This is a genomic window from Aliikangiella marina (genome assembly GCF_007004765.1).
Lineage (GTDB): Bacteria > Pseudomonadota > Gammaproteobacteria > Enterobacterales > Kangiellaceae > Aliikangiella > Aliikangiella marina.
Genome location: NZ_VIKR01000001.1, coordinates 1,502,942 through 1,522,363, shown reverse-complemented (window position 1 = coordinate 1,522,363; position 19,422 = coordinate 1,502,942). Strand labels below are relative to the sequence as shown.

Sequence of the window (19,422 nt, the reverse complement as noted above, 5' to 3'; positions counted from 1 at the left end):
CGGTGAGTTTGGCTAAGTGTCCTAAAACCGTTTAAATCAGCGACCGGACGCATTTAAACGATCTCAGTTAGATTTAAACAGTCTTCAGTTTCCAATCGCCTCGTTTAAAGACGATGTAACCGACTACCGCCAGTAAACTCTCAGCAACTGTAACGGCGATAAATACGCCTGTTGGACCAAAACCAAGACTTTTTGCAAGAAAATAGGCCATAGGTATTTGAACCATCCAATAGCAGAGGAAATTTATCTTGGTTGGGGTAAAAGTATCGCCCGCACCATTGAACGCTTGCACCAAGATCATGCCTATCGCGAAAAATCCGTAGCCATAGCTAATAAGCCGTAAGCAATCAACGCCATATTGAATAACAACCGGATCATCGCTAAATATGCCGATAACAGAGTGGGCAAACGCAATGAAAACGATCGCTACCGAGACTAAGAAGTAGACATTGTATTTGGCAACGGCCCAAACGGAACGTTCGGCTCTTTCTGGGTTTCCCGCGCCGAGGTTTTGACCGACCAAAGTAGCCACGGCATTACTGAGTCCCCAAGCCGGTAAAATGGTGAATATAATCACTCGAATCGCTATGGTGTAACCGGCAACCGCTGCGCTCCCGTAGGTGGATATGATTCTAACCAGCGCAATCCAGCTCGCGGTCGCAATAATGAACTGAAATACCCCACCAATAGAAACCTGAACCAAGTTGAGACATAAGCTTATATCGAGTTTAAGTTGCGATAAGTTAAGCTGAATGCGCGAAGACAGTCCAAACAGGTGATAAAGTTGATAGAGAACGCCTACACCACGCCCAATATTTGTGGCAACTGCAGCGCCAGTAACTCCCATTTCTGGAAATGGTCCAATACCATAGATCAATAATGGATCCAGTACGATATTAATCCCGTTGGCCAGCCAAAGCGACCGCATTGCAATGGTTGCATCTCCAGCCCCTCTAAAGATTGCATTAATCAAAAAGAGGTAAAGAATGGTAATTGAGCCACCTAGCATAACGCTGGTGTAGCCTTGCCCCATATCAACAACGGCTGGATCTGCACCCATTAATTGGAGTATTTCGCGTGAATAGCTAACGCCAAGCGTACCAATCACTAGCGCGATCACCATACCAAGGAGCAGTGTCTGCGATGACACTTTTTGCGCTCCTTCTATATCATGTTCGCCTATTCGGCGGGCGACCAAGGCTGTTACCGCCATACTAACGCCGATGGCAATGGCATACAGCAAAGTAATGACGGCTTCAGTCAAGCCAACTACAGCGACCGCATTAGCGCCGAGGCCTGACACAAAAAAGATATCAGTTACCGCGAATATCGACTCCATTACCATTTCCAATACCATCGGTACCGCCAAAAGAAATGCTGCTTGCCCGATTGAACCTTTGGTAAAGTCTCTTTGGTTATCGCCTTTTAATGCGAGCTTAAATAATTGAATAAAATTAGGTGATTGTTGTGTTTTTTGTGTACACATAATATTTTCCGACTTGTAATTAAATATCTGCGTAAATACTCAGGTCTAAAATCTAAACCAAAACTACTTAGCAAGATTAAAATACTTAGGCAGGTCGAGTTGCTTCAACTTGACCCAGAAATTGTCATTGCGAGTTGATAGCCAAGTGTCTTGGCAAAAGCGATAGTTTGCTTATAAAAATTCGCGTGAAACAACAATTGAGAGCACATCGACTTGGGCCGCGGTGTTCAGTAGATTTGACTGCTTCATTGGCTTGCTCTCTGGTTCGGAAAAGGATGCGTAAGGTCTCATTTTTCAGTTTCGCTGTCAATAACAGAAAGTTATTAAGCATTTTTGAAGTAGGCCATTTACCGGATTTGCTGCGAGAACCCCCCACTAACGGTGCTTAGAAGCCTGTTGGTAGAAGATAAAACAAATATTAAATTTGGGTTCCAACCTGCTGATGAGCTGTCTATAATGACACCCAGATTACACTCATAACCAAAAGTTGGAGATAATAATGCGAATTATCCTTCTGGGTGCACCTGGTGCAGGAAAAGGAACTCAAGCCCAGTTTATTAAAGATAAATACAACATTCCTCAAATATCCACCGGGGACATGCTCAGAGCTGCCGTTAAGGCTGGTACGCCACTCGGTTTACAAGCTAAAGCGGTTATGGACGCAGGAAAGCTGGTCTCTGACGACATTATTATCGGATTAGTCAAAGAAAGAGTAGCAGAGTCAGATTGTGCCAATGGTTACTTACTCGATGGTTTCCCGCGCACGATTCCGCAAGCGGATGCAATGAAAGAGAACAACATTGACGTCGACTTTGTGGTTGAAATTGATGTCGCGGATTCAGAAATTATCCAGCGATTAAGTGGTCGAAGGGTTCATCCGGGTTCTGGTCGTACTTACCATATCAAATATAACCCACCGAAGGTTGAGGGTAAGGATGACGAAACCGGCGAAGATCTCGTGCAGAGGCCAGACGACTCGGAAGCAACGGTTAAAGATCGATTAGCTGTTTACCATGAACAAACACAGCCGCTGGTGGAATATTACTCTAGCTGGGCGAATCAAGGCGGTGAAGGTGCGCCGAAATATGTAACGGTTGATGGTGTCGGTAGTTTAGACGATATCAAAAACGCCATACTCGAAGGGCTTTCATGAGTTTTAAGCTAAGTCTGTAAAGCACTCAAATTAAAGGGGCCAAAAAGGCCCTTTTTTATTATTTTTCATTTAAATATTTGGAACCGTATCCCTTAAGGCGAGCAATAATCGGTGTGCGCTATCGCCAGACATCTCATAAGGACTGAAATGAGGAGAGCCGGAAAAACGCAAATTCAATGGTTTAGTTAAACTTGATTCTGGCACATAACCCATTGACCAAGTATCAAACTCTCTCTCACTGATTTCCTGGTATTCAAGAATCTCGATCTTTTCATGACGCGGGTCGTTGAGAATGGTGTGATACACTTTATTGACATTTTCTCTCGATCCTTCCAAGCACTGTAAGAACAAGCGGCTATTAAAACAAAGCATGCCGGTCACATTTAACTTATTATTGTTTTTCCTTGCCACGTCGAGAATGTTTTCAATATCACCTTGCGAGAACTGCTCAGATACTGAGCTGGTATAAACTAGTCGTATTAAATACATGGCGCCGCCTTTTCAGTTTTCTGGTTTTAGACTAAGGTCGTTTACAGTGTTTTCGCTATTTATTTTACCCATATCAAGCGGTGACTTCCTGGTTTTGGTTGCATCAAAACAGTAGCTTGAAGACTTCATCAAATTGGCTGACAAAATTAACCTTAATCCCGTCTTTTATGTGTTTAGGGAGCTTGTCGTAACGTCCCTCAACCTCTTTCGGTAGAATGAGATTGTTAATGCCTTCCCGCTTTGCGGCAATGACCTTTTCTCTAATCCCACCAACCGCGAGAACTGCACCGCTAAGGGTAAGCTCACCCGTCATTGCAAACTTGGCTTTTACTTTTTTGTTGAGTGCTAATGATAAAAGGGCACTCGCCATTGTTATGCCTGCACTGGGACCATCCTTAGGTGTTGCGCCTTCAGGTACGTGCAAATGAACGTATTGTTTATCAAAACTGTCTTCTTTGGCGCCATATCTGCTTAAGTGAGAAGCAATGTAACTATAGGCAATATCCGCAGACTCTTTCATGACGTTTCCGAGCTGTCCGGTAAGTTTGAATCCGCGAGAGGAACCATGTACTTTGGCTGCTTCTATCGATAGTGTCGCGCCGCCTAATGACGTCCATGCAAGACCAGTCACTATTCCAACACCTTGCAGTTTTGAATCTTTAGTGAATAGAGGGGTACCTAAAAACTCAATCAGATTTTTGCGAGTGATAGTAATCGATTTGATTTTTCCAGTAACAATGCTTACTGCACATTTCCTGATAATTTTCGCTAACAGTTTCTCCAGATTTCGGACACCGGCCTCTCTTGCATAACCATCAATAAGAACTTTAAGGGTACTGTCAGAGAGCTTAATTTTGCTTGACGTTAGGTTGGCGTTTTTAAGTAACTTAGGCCACAAATGTTTTTGCGCGATTTGAACTTTTTCTTCTAAGATGTAGCCGCTTAAGCGAATGATTTCCATGCGATCGAGGAGTGGCCGAGGAATCGTATCGAGTTGGTTGGCGGTACAAATGAAAAGTACTTTAGACAAGTCACAGCGTGCGTCCAAGTAATGGTCAAGGAACTGATTATTTTGTTCTGGATCTAACACTTCAAGGAGAGCAGAAGAGGGGTCGCCTTGGTAACTAGAACCAATTTTATCAATCTCATCCAACATGATTACCGGATTTGATGAACCTGTTTCATTGAGTGCTTGAATAATTTTCCCAGGCATTGCACCAATGTATGTTCTGCGGTGGCCTTTAATTTCGGCTTCATCCCGCATGCCACCGACGGAAAATCGAAAGAACTCTCTTTTTAAAGCGTTCGCAATCGAACGACCGATGGATGTTTTTCCAACGCCTGGTGGCCCAACGAGTAGAATAATCGAACCAGATAACTCATTCTTTAAAGCCGCGACCGCTAAAAACTCGATGATTCGTTGTTTAACGTCTTTAAGTCCTGCATGCTCTTTATCCAGTGCCGACTTCGCCGAGCGGAGCTTCAAATTATCTTCTGTGTATATTCCCCAAGGAAGCTTGGAGAATACTTCGAGATAGTTACGGGTAACGGCGTACTCCGGTGACCCAGACTCTAGAATGGCCAACTTATCGAGTTCTTCTTGAAATTTCTTTTTTGCTGCGGGTGGCAGCGTCTTATCAGAAATATTTTTTTCAAACCGCTCCATATCAGCCGTTTTATCGTCTTTAGCAATCCCCAATTCTTTTTGAATGGCTTTTAATTGTTCGCGAAGGAAGAAACGTCTTTGATGTTCACTCAAGGTTTCTTCGACTTGGTCGTGAATATCTTTTTGCAGTTGTGCTACCTCGAGCTCCCGCTTGATTAGCACCAGTACTTTTTCCATGCGACGCTTCAAATGAACTGTTTCGAGCACTTCTTGAAGCGCATCTCGAGTTGCGGTTGTGACACTGGCTGCGAAGTCGCTGAGTTGTGACGGCTCATTAGGATCAAACCGATTCAAGAAAAATTTTAACTCTTCGCTATAGAGTGGATTGAGCGGAACCAGCTCTTTCAGGGTGTTGATTATGGCAACTGCATAGGCTTTGAGCTCGTCCGATTCCGAGTATTTAGGCTCATTCGGATATTCGACTTCAACGATAAATGGCGGCGCTCGGCGGACCCATTTTTTGATGCGAAAGCGTTGCAATCCTTCGGCAATAAACTGGACCTTTCCTGAGGATAAAACGGGATGATGAACCTTAACGAGGGTTCCAACATTAAAAAATTCTTCGGGTTTCGCATTTTCTGGTAGCGGATTCTTTACGAGGACCAAGCCGGTAATATTGTTGTGTTGGTCGTTAATGTACTCAATGGTATCGCGCCAGCTATCTTCGTTCATTAAGATTGGCAGTGTTTGTGGCGGAAAAAACGGACGCTCACTGATTGGCAGTAAACAAATTTCAGTGGGTAAATATTTGAGCTTTTTTCCGGAGGACTTGATTTTTTTTAAGTCGTTATCATCGATGTCCATCAAAGTTTGTTCCTTATAATTATTGAACTAAGTCGTTAAGGATAACTTTAAGGTATTTTCGCTTATTACTACCAACTCGAAGCGTTTCCCTTGCCGTTAGGTATATTGCTGAATCTTGCCGTTAGGTATATTGCTGAATAGAGTATAGCAACTCCCCAATATTTCGCTCAGATTAACCAATAGGTAGCGATTTTTCAATGACTTATGTAAACTTAAGTGGAGGGAGTGGGATTACACAACAAGCTTAAAAGATTGATAAAGCTTCGATGGATTTACGTTCCTGCACTGAATGAGTCAACTTTAAGGACAACCGGTGTAAAAAAACTGAGAGCAAAATAAACTACAAGTCCAAACCAGTAGAATGAATTGTAGAAAGTGAATGAGCGATGCAAAACAATATCCCGTTAGATAAAGTTGTCACTGTGGTTAAAAATAGGTCAACCAAGTTGAAAACCAATAAGACGAAAAAAGTGACCAAAACAAGTGATGAACCGCAGGTGTTCACTCAATCTCGTGAAAAAAATGCGGCGAAGAAGGAAGCGAAAAAGCGCGCTGCGCCCAAAAGCGAAGAACCTGTTCTTGACGCAGCGACTTACGATAACGACGGTAAGCAAAAACTAAACACCAAAATCGATTTTAAAGTTTAAATAATGCGCGAACGATAGCCTATTAAACCATCGCTCAGCCAGTTATAATCAGCGCGTATTATCGCTAGCTATCATGGCATCATGCTTTTGAATCTAATCGGAAAAAGTTGAGACAAAAATTGACCGACAGCGCGCACAAAACGGAAAAAATCGATATCGGAACAGCGTCGAGTGATACATTCGATGTTTCTGTTTTAATGGAACAAACCAGAATTGTTGCTGCTGAATACCGCGAAGCCACCGGGCATGCTTTACCGGTGACTGCAGAGCTTGCACGATTTGATGCCATTGAAAAACTTAAGCTATTAAAAACGCCTAAAGAATACCCATTTGATGCAGTTGATGAAGCAACTGAGTCACACCGGTATTTAATCAAAGGGCGGGTCATATTTAAAGGTGGTAAAGCTCGCCAAAAGCTCGGTCAAGTTAGTCTCGATGTCGACTGGGACTCTCTGTTAATGGTTATTTATGATGCTGATTATCAGCCGGTAGAAATTTATCGTATTAATCGCCAAAAAATTGAATCTGAATTGGCGAACTCACCAAAAGACAAAAGAGGGTCGATGACGGTGGCGAAGTATAAAGCGATCGGCGAATTAGTTTGGAAGCATGACTCTTGAGCGAATCAAATATTGATATTCGCTATTATTTGGGCGAGTCAGGACCTTTTGCCAAACATAATCCAAAGTTTAAACCGCGAGAAGAGCAACAAGCTATGGCGCAAGCCGTGCATGATGCAATAGTTAATGGTGAAAACTTGCTGGTAGAAGCGGGGACCGGGGTTGGCAAAACGTTCGCCTATCTGTTACCGGCGCTTTTGTCTGAAAAACAAGTCGTAATCTCAACGGGCACTAAAAACCTCCAAGATCAGTTGTTTAAGAGAGACTTGCCCGCTTTACTCAAAATACTTGAAATTTCGCCTCAGGTGGCGCTTCTAAAAGGCCGCAATAACTATCTCTGTGAATATCGACTGGAATCGACCTTAGCGTCTGGTCGCTTACCCGATCCGAGAGCTGTGAAGCACTTAGGTTTAGTCAATTTGTGGCGTGAGAAAACCACCTCAGGTGATTTGGGAGAGTTGTCGCCATTACCAGAAGATTCGCCGGTAATCCCTTTTGTGACCAGCACCTCAGACAACTGTTTGGGGCAAGACTGTCCATTTTTTGATAAATGTTTCTTAGCCGGTGCGAGAGAAAGAGCGCGAAAAGCACAAGTATTAGTGGTCAACCATCATTTGTTGTTAGCCGATCTGGTACTCAAAGAGGATGGATTTGGAGAGTTACTCCCTGATACCGATGTGTTTGTAATTGATGAAGCACATCATCTCGCTAAGACCGCCTACCAATTTTATGGCGAAGCGGTATCCAGTCGCCAATTGAACGAGCTTTGCCGAGAGCTTGAACTTGAATATCGGACTCAAGTGACTGATGTGAAAGATCTCATGTTGGACGCCCAAAGACTGGCAAAACAAGTGAAAGAATTTCGTCTCGCGCTACCTGAATTTGACTCCCGAGAAGATTGGAATCCGAACCACTTGGTTGAGAAGGAATTTAACGAATTAGTTATAAAAATCAATAAACTATATGAAGTTGTTAAAGTTAACTCTACAAGAACAAAAGTGTTAGAATCTTGCTTCGAGCGGCTCATGGCAATTCGCCACACATTAAACCGGTTTAAGTCATCAAGTCAAACGGATGACAACAATCACCAAGTTAATGCAAAGAGTGATGAGGAGGGCGGGCTGTTTGCAGGGGCGAGAATCAATTGGTTTGAGACCATGAAAAGTGGCTTTAGGCTCAATACCACACCGCTCAATGTCGCGAATTTGTTTACCCAAAGCAGACAAAGGTACGCTCAATCGAGTTGGATAATGACTTCGGCGACGCTCAGTGTGGATGAGAGTTTTAAACATTACATCGATGCTTTGGGCTGGGGAGAGGTTAAAACCCTCAATTTACCATCCTCTTTTGATTACCCTAATCAATCCCTATTATATGTTCCTCGGGGTTTACCATCAGCACGCTCGCCTCAACATACCGACAGGGTGATAGAGTCGATTTTGCCCCTTTTACAAATGGTCCAAGGTCGAGCTTTTGTGCTTTTCACCAGTCACAGAGCGCTTAAAAATGGCGCCGAATTGTTAAAAGCGGTGAATCAATTTGAGTGTTTAGTGCAGGGTGAAGCGAGTAAAGCAGAGTTACTCAAGCGGTTTATCGAAACACCGAATTCGGTTTTACTTGCAACCGGCAGCTTTTGGGAAGGTGTTGATGTTAGTGGTGATGCGCTGGTGCTCGTCGTTATCGACAAATTGCCTTTTGCTCCACCGGATGATCCAATACTCAACGCGAAAATGGCGGAATGTAAATCTCAAGGAGGCAACCCATTTTTCGAATTACAAATACCCGAAGCGGTGCTATCGTTAAAACAAGGTTGCGGCCGACTGATCAGAAGCGTCAATGATAAAGGAGTCGTTGTCATCTGCGACCCTCGCTTAGTCGGCAAACAGTATGGCGAAATTTTTGTTAATAGTTTGCCCGATATGCGGCGAACTCGAGAGCTTAGATTGGTGGAAGCGTTTTTGGCTGATATAATCCCCGCAAATTCATCAATATGACGCTCCATGAGTAAAATTCTTTGCATAGATGCTGCAACCGAGGCGTGTTCTGTAGCCCTATTAAATGGTACTGAAATCACCCAAGAGTATCGAGTGGCACCGAGACAGCATGCTGCCTTACTTCTGCCGATGGTCGAGTCATTACTAGCCGATTCTGATTTGTCGCTTAACCAACTCGATGCAATCGCATGCAATGTAGGACCTGGCGCGTTTACCGGAATACGCATCGGCGTATCAGTCGCTCAAGGACTCGCTTATGGTGCTCAACTGCCGACTATCGCTGTGTCAGGGTTGTATTGTTTAGCTCAACAAGCTTTTAAAGTAAATTCGGGAGACTTTTGTTTAGCGGCCATTGATGCCAGGATGGGGGAAGTCTATTTCGCGCCTTTTAGGCGAGATGAGAGTGGTCATGCTGAAAACTTAGAATCAGAAGTTGTAATTTCACCTCGTTATATTACCGCGAAATCAGTTGCGGCAGCTTTCAATCGGGGCAAACAAACCGAAACTGGTGAAGACGAACAAGATACCTGCAAGAGAATCTTTAGCCTTGCGGGCTCCGGCTGGGCTGCCTATGAGACGGATTTCAAAAACAATGGTATCAATTATGAGCAGCTAATCGAGGCGCAGTTTCCTAGAGCAGAAACGGGGTTGAGTTGGGCAAAAATCGCGTTTAAAAAAGGCAATTTACTGAGTCCTGCTGACTTACAACCGAGTTATTTGCGGAATAAAGTGGCTGAGAAAAAAGCGAAAACTAGTTAATTGACCAAAAATTACACTATACTTAAGTGCCGGAAAGGCATGCCAGTCCTGTTCTTGTAAATCGACTCATTAAAACAATGCGACAAGTGTTTACGGGAATGCAGGTCACAAGGAAAGTAGGCAACAAGGATAAGCGAGTATGAACAAATCCAAAGAATTCACTGGAAGCGATTGATAAAAGCATGCCTCAGATCCCTCCAATAAGTATAGCAAGTAGCAATTTCGAAACTATCTCGCGAAATAATCAGCCGGTTCGTCGCGATAATGAAATAGCTCAGCGCCAGCCGGAAGAATCCAACGTTCAGCGAAATCGAGATGTAAGGCTAATTCCAGCGATTACCAATACTCGAAATTTGAGCGATATTGAGGAGGATCTAAGATTAGTCCGGCCCGAACAGAGCACCCCAACAGCTTCTCCCGTTAATCAGTATCAATTAAACCAAGACCTGTTACGACGAGAAGAGATTGATCAATTAGTTGGGATTGATTTTTTCGCCTAATTGACTGCTAATTTCTGAGCGATCTTTGCCTTAAGTATTCTCTTATTCTGTTGATTTGAGAATTAATTCGCGAACGCGCATAAGGGTCATCAGTGTGCACATTTAAGGCTTGTTCAAACTGTAATCGAGCGCCCCCCAAGTCACCCATCGCTAACAAAAAGTTTCCCTCTGTTTCGTAAACTTCCGAGCGTCGCCCCGAGCCTTCTTGTGCTTCGGCCAACAGCTTTAACAGATAGGGCGCGTACTCTGTCATATGGACGTTACTGAGTAAAAGCTCTCGAGCTTCCTCAAACTGATTGTTGGCGAGGTAAAGCTCGGCCAAAGTTTCAACGAGCGCTTGATTCCCTGGCGATTGCAAAAGCATTTTTTCAATTACGGGTACCGATTTTGAGGGCATTTTTCTTTCGATATTTAATTGCGCAAGAGCGATGGCATAACTCGACTGCTTGGCGTCAGAGAAACGAAGGTTGTTAAGAATCTTCTCGGCAACCTCAAATTTTTTCGCTCTCATCATAAATATAGCATACCCATATAGCTGAGCCGGTGTCGATATTTTGCCGTCCTTAAACAATCTCTCTTGTCGCTCTACAGTGACTGGAGAGACTTTAGTGGTAATGGCGTTAACTTTTTCTTTGATCAAATGATACTTCAAGGGATCCCTAATGCGCCGAGTAGGGTACTCGTTCGCTCTCAAACGGGCGTCGGTAATTCTTGAACGAGACAAAGGATGAGTTCTTAAGAACTCAAATGCGTTAGAGTTGTAACGAGTGTTTTCTTGCATTTTTTCAAAAAACGAAATCGCGCCTTGAGGGTCAAATCCTGCGCGATATAGGGTTGAAATTCCGATCCTATCCGCTTCAGCTTCATTAGAGCGAGTGTGATTAATTAAAGCTTGTTGCGCTAAACCTTGCGCGCTGGCCATTGCACCGATCCCTGTTTCTGAATTTCTGGCCTGACTAGCAATCAATATTGCTGCAGCAAATGCCGCCAACGTCGGAATGGTCAGTTGGTTTTGTAATTCAAGCCGTCTTGCTAGGTGTCGTTGAGTGACGTGAGCGACCTCATGGCTTAATACTGATGCAAGTTCGCTCTCCGTCTGACTTTTTGTGATCAACCCGGTATGAATGCCGATGTAGCCACCGGGAAGCGCAAACGCGTTAATGGTTCGCTCCCGAATAACAAAAAAAGAAAATTGTCTGTCTTGGGCGTTTGGGTTGTTTTCGACGAGTTTGAAACCGAGGTGCTGAATATAGTCATTGATTTCTGCATCATTGACTATAGGCGCAATTGCTCTTAATTGGCGCATGTAATCATCACCGAGTGCTTGCTCATCGACAAGACTGAATACCTGTGATGAGCTGCTTCCAATATCAGGTAATTCTGCAGCAGTAACTGCTGAACAAAATCCATACAAACCGGCTAATAAAGCAACGATGAACTTAGTCAAAACAACTCTCTAATTAATACAGACTGAAATAATATAGTTGCTTATAAGAACATGACAGGTATCATAAGTTCCCGAAACAACTGGTTTTAGTCTATCACTTATGAAAAGTGCAGAAAACATGCCTTTATCGGAAAATTCAGATATTTCAGCCGATTATCTCGTCGATGCGACGCAAATGAAGTGTCCTTTGCCACTGCTTAAAATGAAACAAGCACTCAACCAAGCTTCAGTCGGTGAGGTTGTTTTCGTGAGATGTACCGATCCCACTTCGCAGAGAGACTTCAAGTCGTTCATTGATATGACCGAACATGAATTAAGAATCAAGCAAGTAAAAAATGAGTTTCATTACTGGGTGACTAAAAAGGCTTAAGGGATAAATAATGACCAAACTTTTTGTGCGTTGGTTCAGACGCAATTTTTCTAATCCACAAGCCGTGATTCTAGCGGTAATTTTATTATTTATTTTTCTCGGTATATGGCTAGTCGGACCGATTGTTATGCCGTTACTGGTTGCTATCGTGATTGCCTATATTTTGGAATGGGGAGTTTCTGCGTTGGAAAGGGCAAATTTTCCGCGACTCCCTTCAGTGATATTAGTCTTTTTAGGTTTTTGTACTATCAGCTTAACCATAGTAATTGGCATTATCCCGCTTGCAGGAAAACAATTAGAAACCTTGTTTAGCGATTTGCCGAGTATGGCCGCTGAAATTAAAGCGATGCTGATGACTTTACCCGAGAAATATCCGGAATTCATCACGAGAGAAAGAATTGAGAATACGATACAACAACTGGGCGGCGGCTTCGGCAGTATCGGTAATGATTTGGTCTCATTTTCATTGGAATCTTTTAAGAACATCGTAACTGTGATGATTTATATGATTCTGGTGCCTTTGTTAGTGTTTTTCTTAATGAAGGACAAGAAGCTCATTCTCGCCTGGGCATTGCGTTGGTTGCCGAGTGAGAGAGGGTTAGCAAATCGAGTTTGGGCGGAAGTAGATGATCAAATTGGCGCTTATGCTCGCGGAAAAGTATTCGAAATATTTATTGTTGGCACGGTTAGTTATGTCACCTTTATGATTTTTGACCTTAACTACGCGTTATTGCTGGGGGTACTCGTCGGTTTTTCAGTGTTAATTCCCTACATCGGAGCCACCTTGGTAACAATTCCTGTGGCGTTAGTTGCTTTGATTCAGTGGGGGCCGAATGAAACCTTCGCCTACTTATTAGTCGCTTATTTTGTCATCCAGATATTAGACGGCAATGTATTAGTTCCATTACTCTTTTCGGAAGCTAACAACTTGCATCCAGTAGCAATCATTGCCGCAATTTTATTTTTTGGCGGTATTTGGGGGTTTTGGGGCGTATTTTTTGCCATTCCACTGGCGACCTTAGTTGTAGCTGTGATCGAAGCGCTCGACGAAGCCAAGTCCGATCCCGAACCCTCAGCCACTTAACCCTAGGCAAGCAGCATGAAAGTCGCTGGAAATAAAAAAAGGTAGCTAAGCTACCTTTTTTATTAACTGATATATTATTAATTAGTTTATTTTTATGTTGCTGATTATTCAAAAACAGGTTTTATAAAGCATTGATTGTTTGAGTATTCGAATATCAACTTTATAAATTATCGGAAGCGAAATCAGCGAGCCTCGATCTTTCTCCTCTATGAAGTTTGATATGCCCACCAAATGCCCAGTTTTTAAATCTATCGACAACATAGGTTAAGCCTGAGCTCGCTTCAGTTAAGTAAGGGGTGTCGATCTGCGCAACATTACCGAGGCAAATCATTTTAGTTCCCGGACCAGCGCGAGTAATAAGGGTTTTCATTTGTTTGGGCGTTAAGTTTTGCGCTTCGTCGATGATGACAAACTTGTTGATAAATGTTCTCCCTCGCATGAAGTTGAGAGAGCGAATTTTTAGCCATTTTTGAAGAATATCTTGAGTTGCTTGTCGTCCCCAATCATCGTTTGATTGTGAGGGGGATAACACCTCGAGATTATCAGTAAACGCGCCCATCCAAGGGTTCATTTTTTCTTCTTCAGTTCCGGGCAAAAAACCAATATCTTCACCAACCGGAACAGTGACACGGGTAACAATAATTTCGTTGTAGCGTTTTAATTCGATGGTTTGTTCTAACGCGGCGGCTAGCGCCAATAAAGTCTTACCGGTGCCTGCGGGGCCTTGCAGGGTGACAAAGTCGATTTCTGGATCCATCAGAAGGTTTAAAGCAAAACTCTGTTCAATGTTTCTTGCTGTGATACCCCAAATATCGTGTGATGGCGAAGTGTGATCAGTGCATAACTCGATCGTCGCTTGCTCATCTTCTACTTTGCGGACGATCGCCGTGAAGTTTGACCCATCTTGCAAATGGATAAATTGATTGGCGACCCAGCTTTTGACCAAAGGTCCACCGACTTGGTAAAAAGTTCGACCTTCTTCTTTCCATGATTTCATTTCCTTATCATGGGATTCCCAAAAATCAGCGGGTAATTCACTCTGGCCCGTGTAAAGTGTTTCGATGTCGTCGAGGACTTGATCATTAAAATAGTCTTCCGAGTGGACCCCGAGGATTCTGCTTTTGATTCGTAAATTGATGTCTTTTGATACCAGCGTGACGAGTTTTTCTTGGTTGTCTTGTTGGAGCGCCAACGCAATGTTAACAATGGTATTGTCGACTTTACTGGTCATCATTCCTGGAGGGAGAGTATCGGTAGCCAAGTCAGTAGTTTGAAAAAACAACCGCCCATCGGTTCTCTCTTCTTTGGGAAGATAGGGAGAGTTGCCTAAGGGTAGTCCACGTTTGATTTCTTCCTCGGTAGCCGACTCCATGAGTTCATTGAAATAGCGACTGACTTGTCTTACATTACGAGCGACCTCGGATAAGCCTTTCTTACCGCCGTCGAGTTCTTCCAATACAACCATGGGGATGTAAACATTATGTTCAGCGAACCGGAAAATCGAAGTGGGGTCATGCATCAATACGTTTGTATCAAGTACAAATAAACGTGAACCAGAAAACTTTAGTCTTGGCATAGATATTTCCTTATTAGCAGATGTTGACCTAAATTAACGAATCAAATCGTCGTTCGTATTCTATGTTGGAGAGGACTAGAGCTGAGACACAGCTTCAAGGACCTCATCGACATGGCCTTTTACTCGGACTTTGCGCCATTCATGAGCAAGCTTTCCTTTTTCGTCAAACAAGAAGGTACTTCTCTCGACTCCGAGGTATTCTTTTCCGTACATTTTCTTAAGTTTAATAACATCGAAAGCTTTACACAGGGCTTCATCTGGATCAGATAACAGGTCAAATGGAAATGCTTGCTTCTCTTTAAATCGTTCGTGGGATTTAATCGAATCTCGGGAAACGCCAAATATGATGCAATTATGACTTTCAAATTCGCTAAAAAGATCTCTAAAATTTTGTCCTTCAGTGGTGCATCCTGGGGTACTATCTTTGGGGTAAAAATAAACGACGACTTTCTGGCCTTTTATTTTTGCTAAATTGATTGATTGTTCGCCGGTTGCTTCAAGTTTAATATTGGGTAATTTATCACCAATTTTCATATAAACGCTTTGTCCTTATGGTTAAAGTTGAGTAGTGTTTTTTAAAGCGGTATTAGTCTTGCCCGATAGGCTTCATCTCTCCATCTAAATTAGTTTTGTCGCAGAATAACCGAAATTTTTCTCGAATTTTGGAGACCTGTAGGCTGGTCGGAATACTGACGGTTAGCTTGGTTGCTCCAACCATAGCGCCTGTATGTTGCGCTGGGTAAGTATTGCAACTCATCTCCTGAATATTAATCCCATTATCGGTGAAAAAGTGAGTAATTTCTTGGGTTATTCCAGGATTGTCTAAAGAAAATATTTTTACGCGATAGGGGAGTTCTGGTTTAGGCTGTTGGATTTCTGTTCGTTGCATCATGGTCGTCATTTGCATGCTTGATGCTTTGCTTGGCAGTGTGTGCTCTAGTTTTGCGATTGAGTTCCACTCGCCTGCGGCCATGAGGATTAAGCTAAACGTGTCTCCCATAGACTTCATTTTGCTTTCTAATATGTTACAGCCACATTTCGTGACAAGGGATGTGATTTCGTTTGCGATGCCAGGACGATTTGGTGCTATCGCAGAGATAACCAAATGATTTTGCATTTTTTTCCTTATTATAAAGGCGACTCAAATTAACGGGTCTAGTTTGAGTATAAGTGCTTTAGACCCGTTAGTGAACCGTAAAATGAAATAGTTTTTAGGAATTAAACTATCTCACCGACTTTAAGTATTTTGAGCGCGTTCGTGCCGCCTAAAATACCCATGTGGTCGCCTTTTGTCAGGACAATTAACTCGCCTTCTTTGACAACGCCTCGTTTGACGAGCTCGTCGGCAGCCAGACGATTGACATCGTGCCGAGCAAGAACGGTTGGATCAAAGCTAATCGCTTCAACACCTCGATATAGAGCCATTTTTCGTTTGGTTGACTCGAGCCGAGTGAGTGCAAAAATTGGGATACCACTGCGTATTCTCGACATCAAAAGTGGCGTAGAGCCAGACTCAGTTAAGCAAACGATGGCCTTGATATCAGGTAAGTGATTGGCGACGAACATGGTTGCCATGGCGATCGATTCGTCTATTTCAGTCCATTCAATATCCAAGCGATGACCTGACACCTGAGTCGATTTCTGCTTCTCCGCACCCAAGCAGACTCGCGACATTGCTTCAACAACGCGAATCGGATGCTCCCCCATAGCTGTTTCTGCCGACAGCATTACCGCATCCGTGCCATCTAAAACCGCATTGGCTACGTCGAACACTTCCGCACGAGTTGGAATCGCATTGGTGATCATCGATTCCATCATTTGGGTTGCGGTGATTACTGCGCGATCTAACGAGCGGGCTCTTTGAATAATCTTCTTCTGTACACCGATTAACTCAGCATCACCAATTTCGACGCCTAAATCTCCTCTGGCGACCATGACTGCCGCAGAAGCTTTAATAATCTCATCGAGAACTTCGTCGCTGGCAACCGTTTCAGCTCTTTCAATTTTAGCGACAATTCCTGCCTCACAACCGGCTTCTCTAGCCAATTTCGCAGCGTAGCGAATATCATCACCTGAACGAGGAAAAGAGACTGCTAAGTAATCAACGCCGATATCAGCTGCGGTTTTGATATCTTGCTTGTCTTTTTCAGTTAGCGCGTGCGCCGAAAGGCCACCTCCCTTCAAATTAATTCCTTTATTATTTGAAAGTTCGCCGCCAATGACGACGTGAGTGACGACCTTATTTTCCTTAATTGCAGTGATTTTTAGCTCTAAACGACCATCATCGAGCAACAAAATATCGCCTACCGAACAGTCACGAGGCAATTGCTTATAGTCGATGCCAACCTGATGTTGGGCGCCTGCCTCTCGATCGAGATCAGCATCGAGAATAAATACATCACCTTCTGATAGGGTTATTTTTCCACTAGCGAACTTCGCTATTCTAATTTTAGGGCCTTGCAGATCACCTAAAATCGCAATATTGAGATTTAACTCGTTGGCTACTTTTCGTACCATTGTTGCGCGCTTGATATGATCAGCTGCGTCTCCATGGGAAAAGTTCATTCTTACAACGTTTGCGCCGGCTTTAAACAGCTCAGCCAAGGACGCCTCGTTATCCGTAGAAGGACCGAGGGTGGTAACGATTTTGGTACGACGAATCAAAACTTGCTCCAGCTTAATCCAAAATCGAGTGTCTCGACGATTCTGGCATGGTTATCTTTTAAACAGGGTATTGGGATGCTGTTATTAATTGGTTTTATTTTAACTAGTAGTTTTAAAAATTCCGGATTTTAACCTTGAAATTAATATTATGTAACCCAATAGAAGGGCCATAACGATTTTAAACCTTATTTTAACTTAAATTATGTAAAGGAACTGTTAAATGTCTGAAACAATCAATAAAGAAACCCACAGTTTTCAAACAGAAGTTAAGCAGCTACTCAACTTAATGATCCACTCGCTTTACAGCAATAAGGAAATTTTCCTGCGCGAGCTGATTTCAAACGCTGCCGATGCTGCAGACAAACTTCGCTTCGAAGCGCTCAGTCATGATGATTACTTCGGAAACGATAGTGACCTGAAAATCCGCATTACTACCGACAAAGAAGCAGGTACTTTAACAATTGCTGACAATGGAATTGGTATGACCAGAGATGATGTTATGAATAATCTCGGTACCATCGCTCGTTCTGGTACTTCAGAGTTCCTTAAAGCAATGACCAAGGAGCAGCAAGCAGACAGTAACTTAATTGGCCAATTTGGTGTTGGTTTCTACTCGGCATTTATTGTTGCTGATGAAGTTGAAGTAAGAAGTCGTCACGCTGGCGCTAAACCTGAAGATGCGGTTAGCTGGGTCTCTAGAGGGGAGGGTGAGTTCTCTATAGAATCGATTGAGAAATCAGATCGTGGAACTGAGATCATTTTACATTTAAAAGATGATGAGAAAGAGTTCCTTGAGCCGTGGCGTTTACGATCAATTATCGGTAAATACTCTGATCATATTTCGCTCCCTGTTGAGATGGAAAAAGTGGATATGGCAGCGCCTGAGGGCGAGGATAAAGAAGAAGATGAAGTGGTCGTTCCTGAGTTTGAAGCGGTCAATAAAGCAACAGCTTTGTGGACTCGTGCTAAATCAGAGATAAACGAAGAAGAGTACAAAGAGTTTTATAAGCATATCTCGCATGACTATGGTGAGCCGTTGACTTGGGCTCATAATAAAGTCGAGGGCAAACAAGAATACACAAGCTTACTTTACTTACCTAAAAAAGCGCCGTTCGATTTATGGAATCGCGATAAACCTCGTGGTGTTAAGCTTTATGTTCAACGCGTTTTTATTATGGATGATGCTGAACAGTTCTTACCGGTTTACTTAAGAATGGTCCGCGGTGTGCTTGACTCTAATGACTTGCCGCTTAACGTGTCGCGTGAGATTTTACAAGATAGCGCCGCGACAACATCGCTCAGAAACGCCTGTGTCAAACGGGTATTAAGCATGTTGGAGAAGCTCGCTAAGAGTCAAAAAGAAGATTACCAAGAATTTTGGAATGAGTTTGGCTCGGTGTTAAAAGAAGGTTTAGCAGAGGATCATAGCAATCGCGAAAAGGTTGCCGGTTTGATGCGGTTTGCTTCAACTAATCAAGATAGCGACGAACAAAGTGTTTCGTTAAAAGACTATATTGAGCGAATGAAGCCTGAGCAAGATAAGATTTACTACATCGTTGCAGATAATTATGCGACGGCAAAGAGTAGCCCACATCTTGAGATTTACCGTAAAAAAGGTGTTGAAGTCTTGTTGATGACGGACCGAGTCGATGAGTGGGCAATGGGTCACTTGACTGAGTTTGACGGCAAGAAACTTCAAGCTGTTACTCACGGAGAACTCGATCTCGGTGGGTTAGAGTCTGAAGAAGATAAAAAAGCGGTTGAGAAGGCGACAGAAGAAAAGTCTGATTTGATTGAGAAAATAAAAACTCAATTGGCCGATAAAGTGAGTGAAGTAAAAATATCTGCCCGTCTTGACGAATCGCCAGCGTGTGTTGTTGCTAGTGACGGCGGCATGAGCATTCAAATGGCTCGAATGATGAAAGCTGCGGGGCAATTTGTGCCTGAGTCAAAGCCAATATTTGAGATTAACATTGAGCATCAATTGGTCAAGCAATTAGAAAGCGACATGGCTGATGAAGATTTTGCGGATTGGGTTTCCGTGTTGTTTGATCAAGCTGTTTTGGCGGACAGCGGTCATCTCGATGACCCCGCTGCATTTACTCAGCGACTTAATCGTTTGCTGACCAAATAAACAATTAACCTATGACTAAAAGGAGCTTC

At 43.2% G+C, this 19,422-nt stretch carries 17 protein-coding genes; 9 read left to right on the top strand and 8 right to left on the bottom strand.

Annotation, left to right across the window (positions count from 1 at the left end):
* Positions 1–73: 73 nt before the first annotated feature.
* Positions 74–1,486, bottom strand: a complete 1,413-nt coding sequence (locus tag FLL45_RS06040) for an MATE family efflux transporter (protein WP_142941073.1) — start codon at positions 1,484–1,486, stop codon at positions 74–76.
* Between the two features lie 499 nt (positions 1,487–1,985).
* On the opposite strand from FLL45_RS06040, the gene adk reads away from it, so the two are divergent.
* On the top strand, positions 1,986–2,639 hold the full coding sequence (gene adk, locus FLL45_RS06035) for an adenylate kinase (RefSeq protein ID WP_142941072.1): 654 nt from the start codon (positions 1,986–1,988) through the stop codon (positions 2,637–2,639).
* Between the two features lie 69 nt (positions 2,640–2,708).
* Here the strand turns inward: adk and FLL45_RS06030 are convergent, their stop codons facing one another.
* Positions 2,709–3,128: a BLUF domain-containing protein gene (locus FLL45_RS06030; protein WP_142941071.1), complete on the bottom strand. Its 420-nt coding sequence runs from the start codon at positions 3,126–3,128 to the stop codon at positions 2,709–2,711.
* A gap of 103 nt (positions 3,129–3,231) precedes the next feature.
* Positions 3,232–5,598, bottom strand: a complete 2,367-nt coding sequence (gene lon, locus FLL45_RS06025) for an endopeptidase La (protein WP_142941070.1) — start codon at positions 5,596–5,598, stop codon at positions 3,232–3,234.
* A 386-nt stretch (positions 5,599–5,984) separates the two neighbouring features.
* On the opposite strand from lon, the gene FLL45_RS06020 reads away from it, so the two are divergent.
* The 5 genes from FLL45_RS06020 to FLL45_RS06000 all read left to right on the top strand — a co-directional run bounded on the left by FLL45_RS06020 (position 5,985) and on the right by FLL45_RS06000 (position 10,118).
* Positions 5,985–6,245 (top strand): hypothetical protein, encoded by a 261-nt coding sequence (locus tag FLL45_RS06020; protein ID WP_142941069.1) that lies wholly within the window; start codon positions 5,985–5,987, stop codon positions 6,243–6,245.
* 107 nt (positions 6,246–6,352) lie between these two features.
* Positions 6,353–6,865: a hypothetical protein gene (locus FLL45_RS06015; protein WP_142941068.1), complete on the top strand. Its 513-nt coding sequence runs from the start codon at positions 6,353–6,355 to the stop codon at positions 6,863–6,865.
* On the top strand, positions 6,862–8,859 hold the full coding sequence (yoaA, locus tag FLL45_RS06010) for a DNA repair helicase YoaA (protein WP_142941067.1): 1,998 nt from the start codon (positions 6,862–6,864) through the stop codon (positions 8,857–8,859). Before FLL45_RS06015 ends, yoaA begins: the two co-directional genes overlap by 4 nt.
* A gap of 6 nt (positions 8,860–8,865) precedes the next feature.
* Entirely contained in the window at positions 8,866–9,618 is a 753-nt protein-coding gene (tsaB, locus tag FLL45_RS06005) for a tRNA (adenosine(37)-N6)-threonylcarbamoyltransferase complex dimerization subunit type 1 TsaB (RefSeq protein WP_142941066.1), read from the top strand.
* Positions 9,619–9,800: 182 nt separating this feature from the next.
* Positions 9,801–10,118: a hypothetical protein gene (locus FLL45_RS06000; protein ID WP_142941065.1), complete on the top strand. Its 318-nt coding sequence runs from the start codon at positions 9,801–9,803 to the stop codon at positions 10,116–10,118.
* 7 nt (positions 10,119–10,125) lie between these two features.
* Here FLL45_RS06000 and FLL45_RS05995 read toward each other — a convergent pair whose 3' ends face one another.
* Complete coding sequence (locus FLL45_RS05995) at positions 10,126–11,565, bottom strand: M48 family metalloprotease (protein ID WP_142941064.1); 1,440 nt, start codon at positions 11,563–11,565, stop codon at positions 10,126–10,128.
* A gap of 100 nt (positions 11,566–11,665) precedes the next feature.
* Between FLL45_RS05995 and FLL45_RS05990 the strand changes: the two genes are divergently transcribed.
* Together FLL45_RS05990 and FLL45_RS05985 are read left to right on the top strand one after the other, a co-directional pair.
* Positions 11,666–11,935 carry a sulfurtransferase TusA family protein gene (locus FLL45_RS05990; protein ID WP_142941063.1) on the top strand — a complete coding sequence of 90 codons (270 nt, stop codon included), beginning with the start codon at positions 11,666–11,668 and terminating at the stop codon, positions 11,933–11,935.
* Between the two features lie 10 nt (positions 11,936–11,945).
* Positions 11,946–13,019 carry an AI-2E family transporter gene (locus FLL45_RS05985; protein ID WP_142941062.1) on the top strand — a complete coding sequence of 358 codons (1,074 nt, stop codon included), beginning with the start codon at positions 11,946–11,948 and terminating at the stop codon, positions 13,017–13,019.
* Positions 13,020–13,179: 160 nt separating this feature from the next.
* Here the strand turns inward: FLL45_RS05985 and FLL45_RS05980 are convergent, their stop codons facing one another.
* The 4 genes from FLL45_RS05980 to pyk form a co-directional block, all read right to left on the bottom strand.
* The gene (locus FLL45_RS05980) at positions 13,180–14,595 is read right to left on the bottom strand and encodes a PhoH family protein (protein WP_142941061.1); all 1,416 of its coding nucleotides are present in this window, start codon (positions 14,593–14,595) and stop codon (positions 13,180–13,182) included.
* A 75-nt stretch (positions 14,596–14,670) separates the two neighbouring features.
* Positions 14,671–15,129, bottom strand: a complete 459-nt coding sequence (locus FLL45_RS05975; RefSeq protein WP_142941060.1) for a peroxiredoxin — start codon at positions 15,127–15,129, stop codon at positions 14,671–14,673.
* A gap of 52 nt (positions 15,130–15,181) precedes the next feature.
* Positions 15,182–15,712, bottom strand: a complete 531-nt coding sequence (locus tag FLL45_RS05970) for a glycine cleavage system transcriptional repressor (protein WP_142941059.1) — start codon at positions 15,710–15,712, stop codon at positions 15,182–15,184.
* Positions 15,713–15,813: 101 nt separating this feature from the next.
* Complete coding sequence (gene pyk / locus FLL45_RS05965) at positions 15,814–17,259, bottom strand: pyruvate kinase (RefSeq protein WP_142941058.1); 1,446 nt, start codon at positions 17,257–17,259, stop codon at positions 15,814–15,816.
* 220 nt (positions 17,260–17,479) lie between these two features.
* Here pyk and htpG point away from each other — a divergent pair, with 220 nt between their 5' ends.
* Positions 17,480–19,393 carry a molecular chaperone HtpG gene (htpG, locus tag FLL45_RS05960; protein ID WP_142941057.1) on the top strand — a complete coding sequence of 638 codons (1,914 nt, stop codon included), beginning with the start codon at positions 17,480–17,482 and terminating at the stop codon, positions 19,391–19,393.
* Positions 19,394–19,422 lie beyond the last annotated feature (29 nt).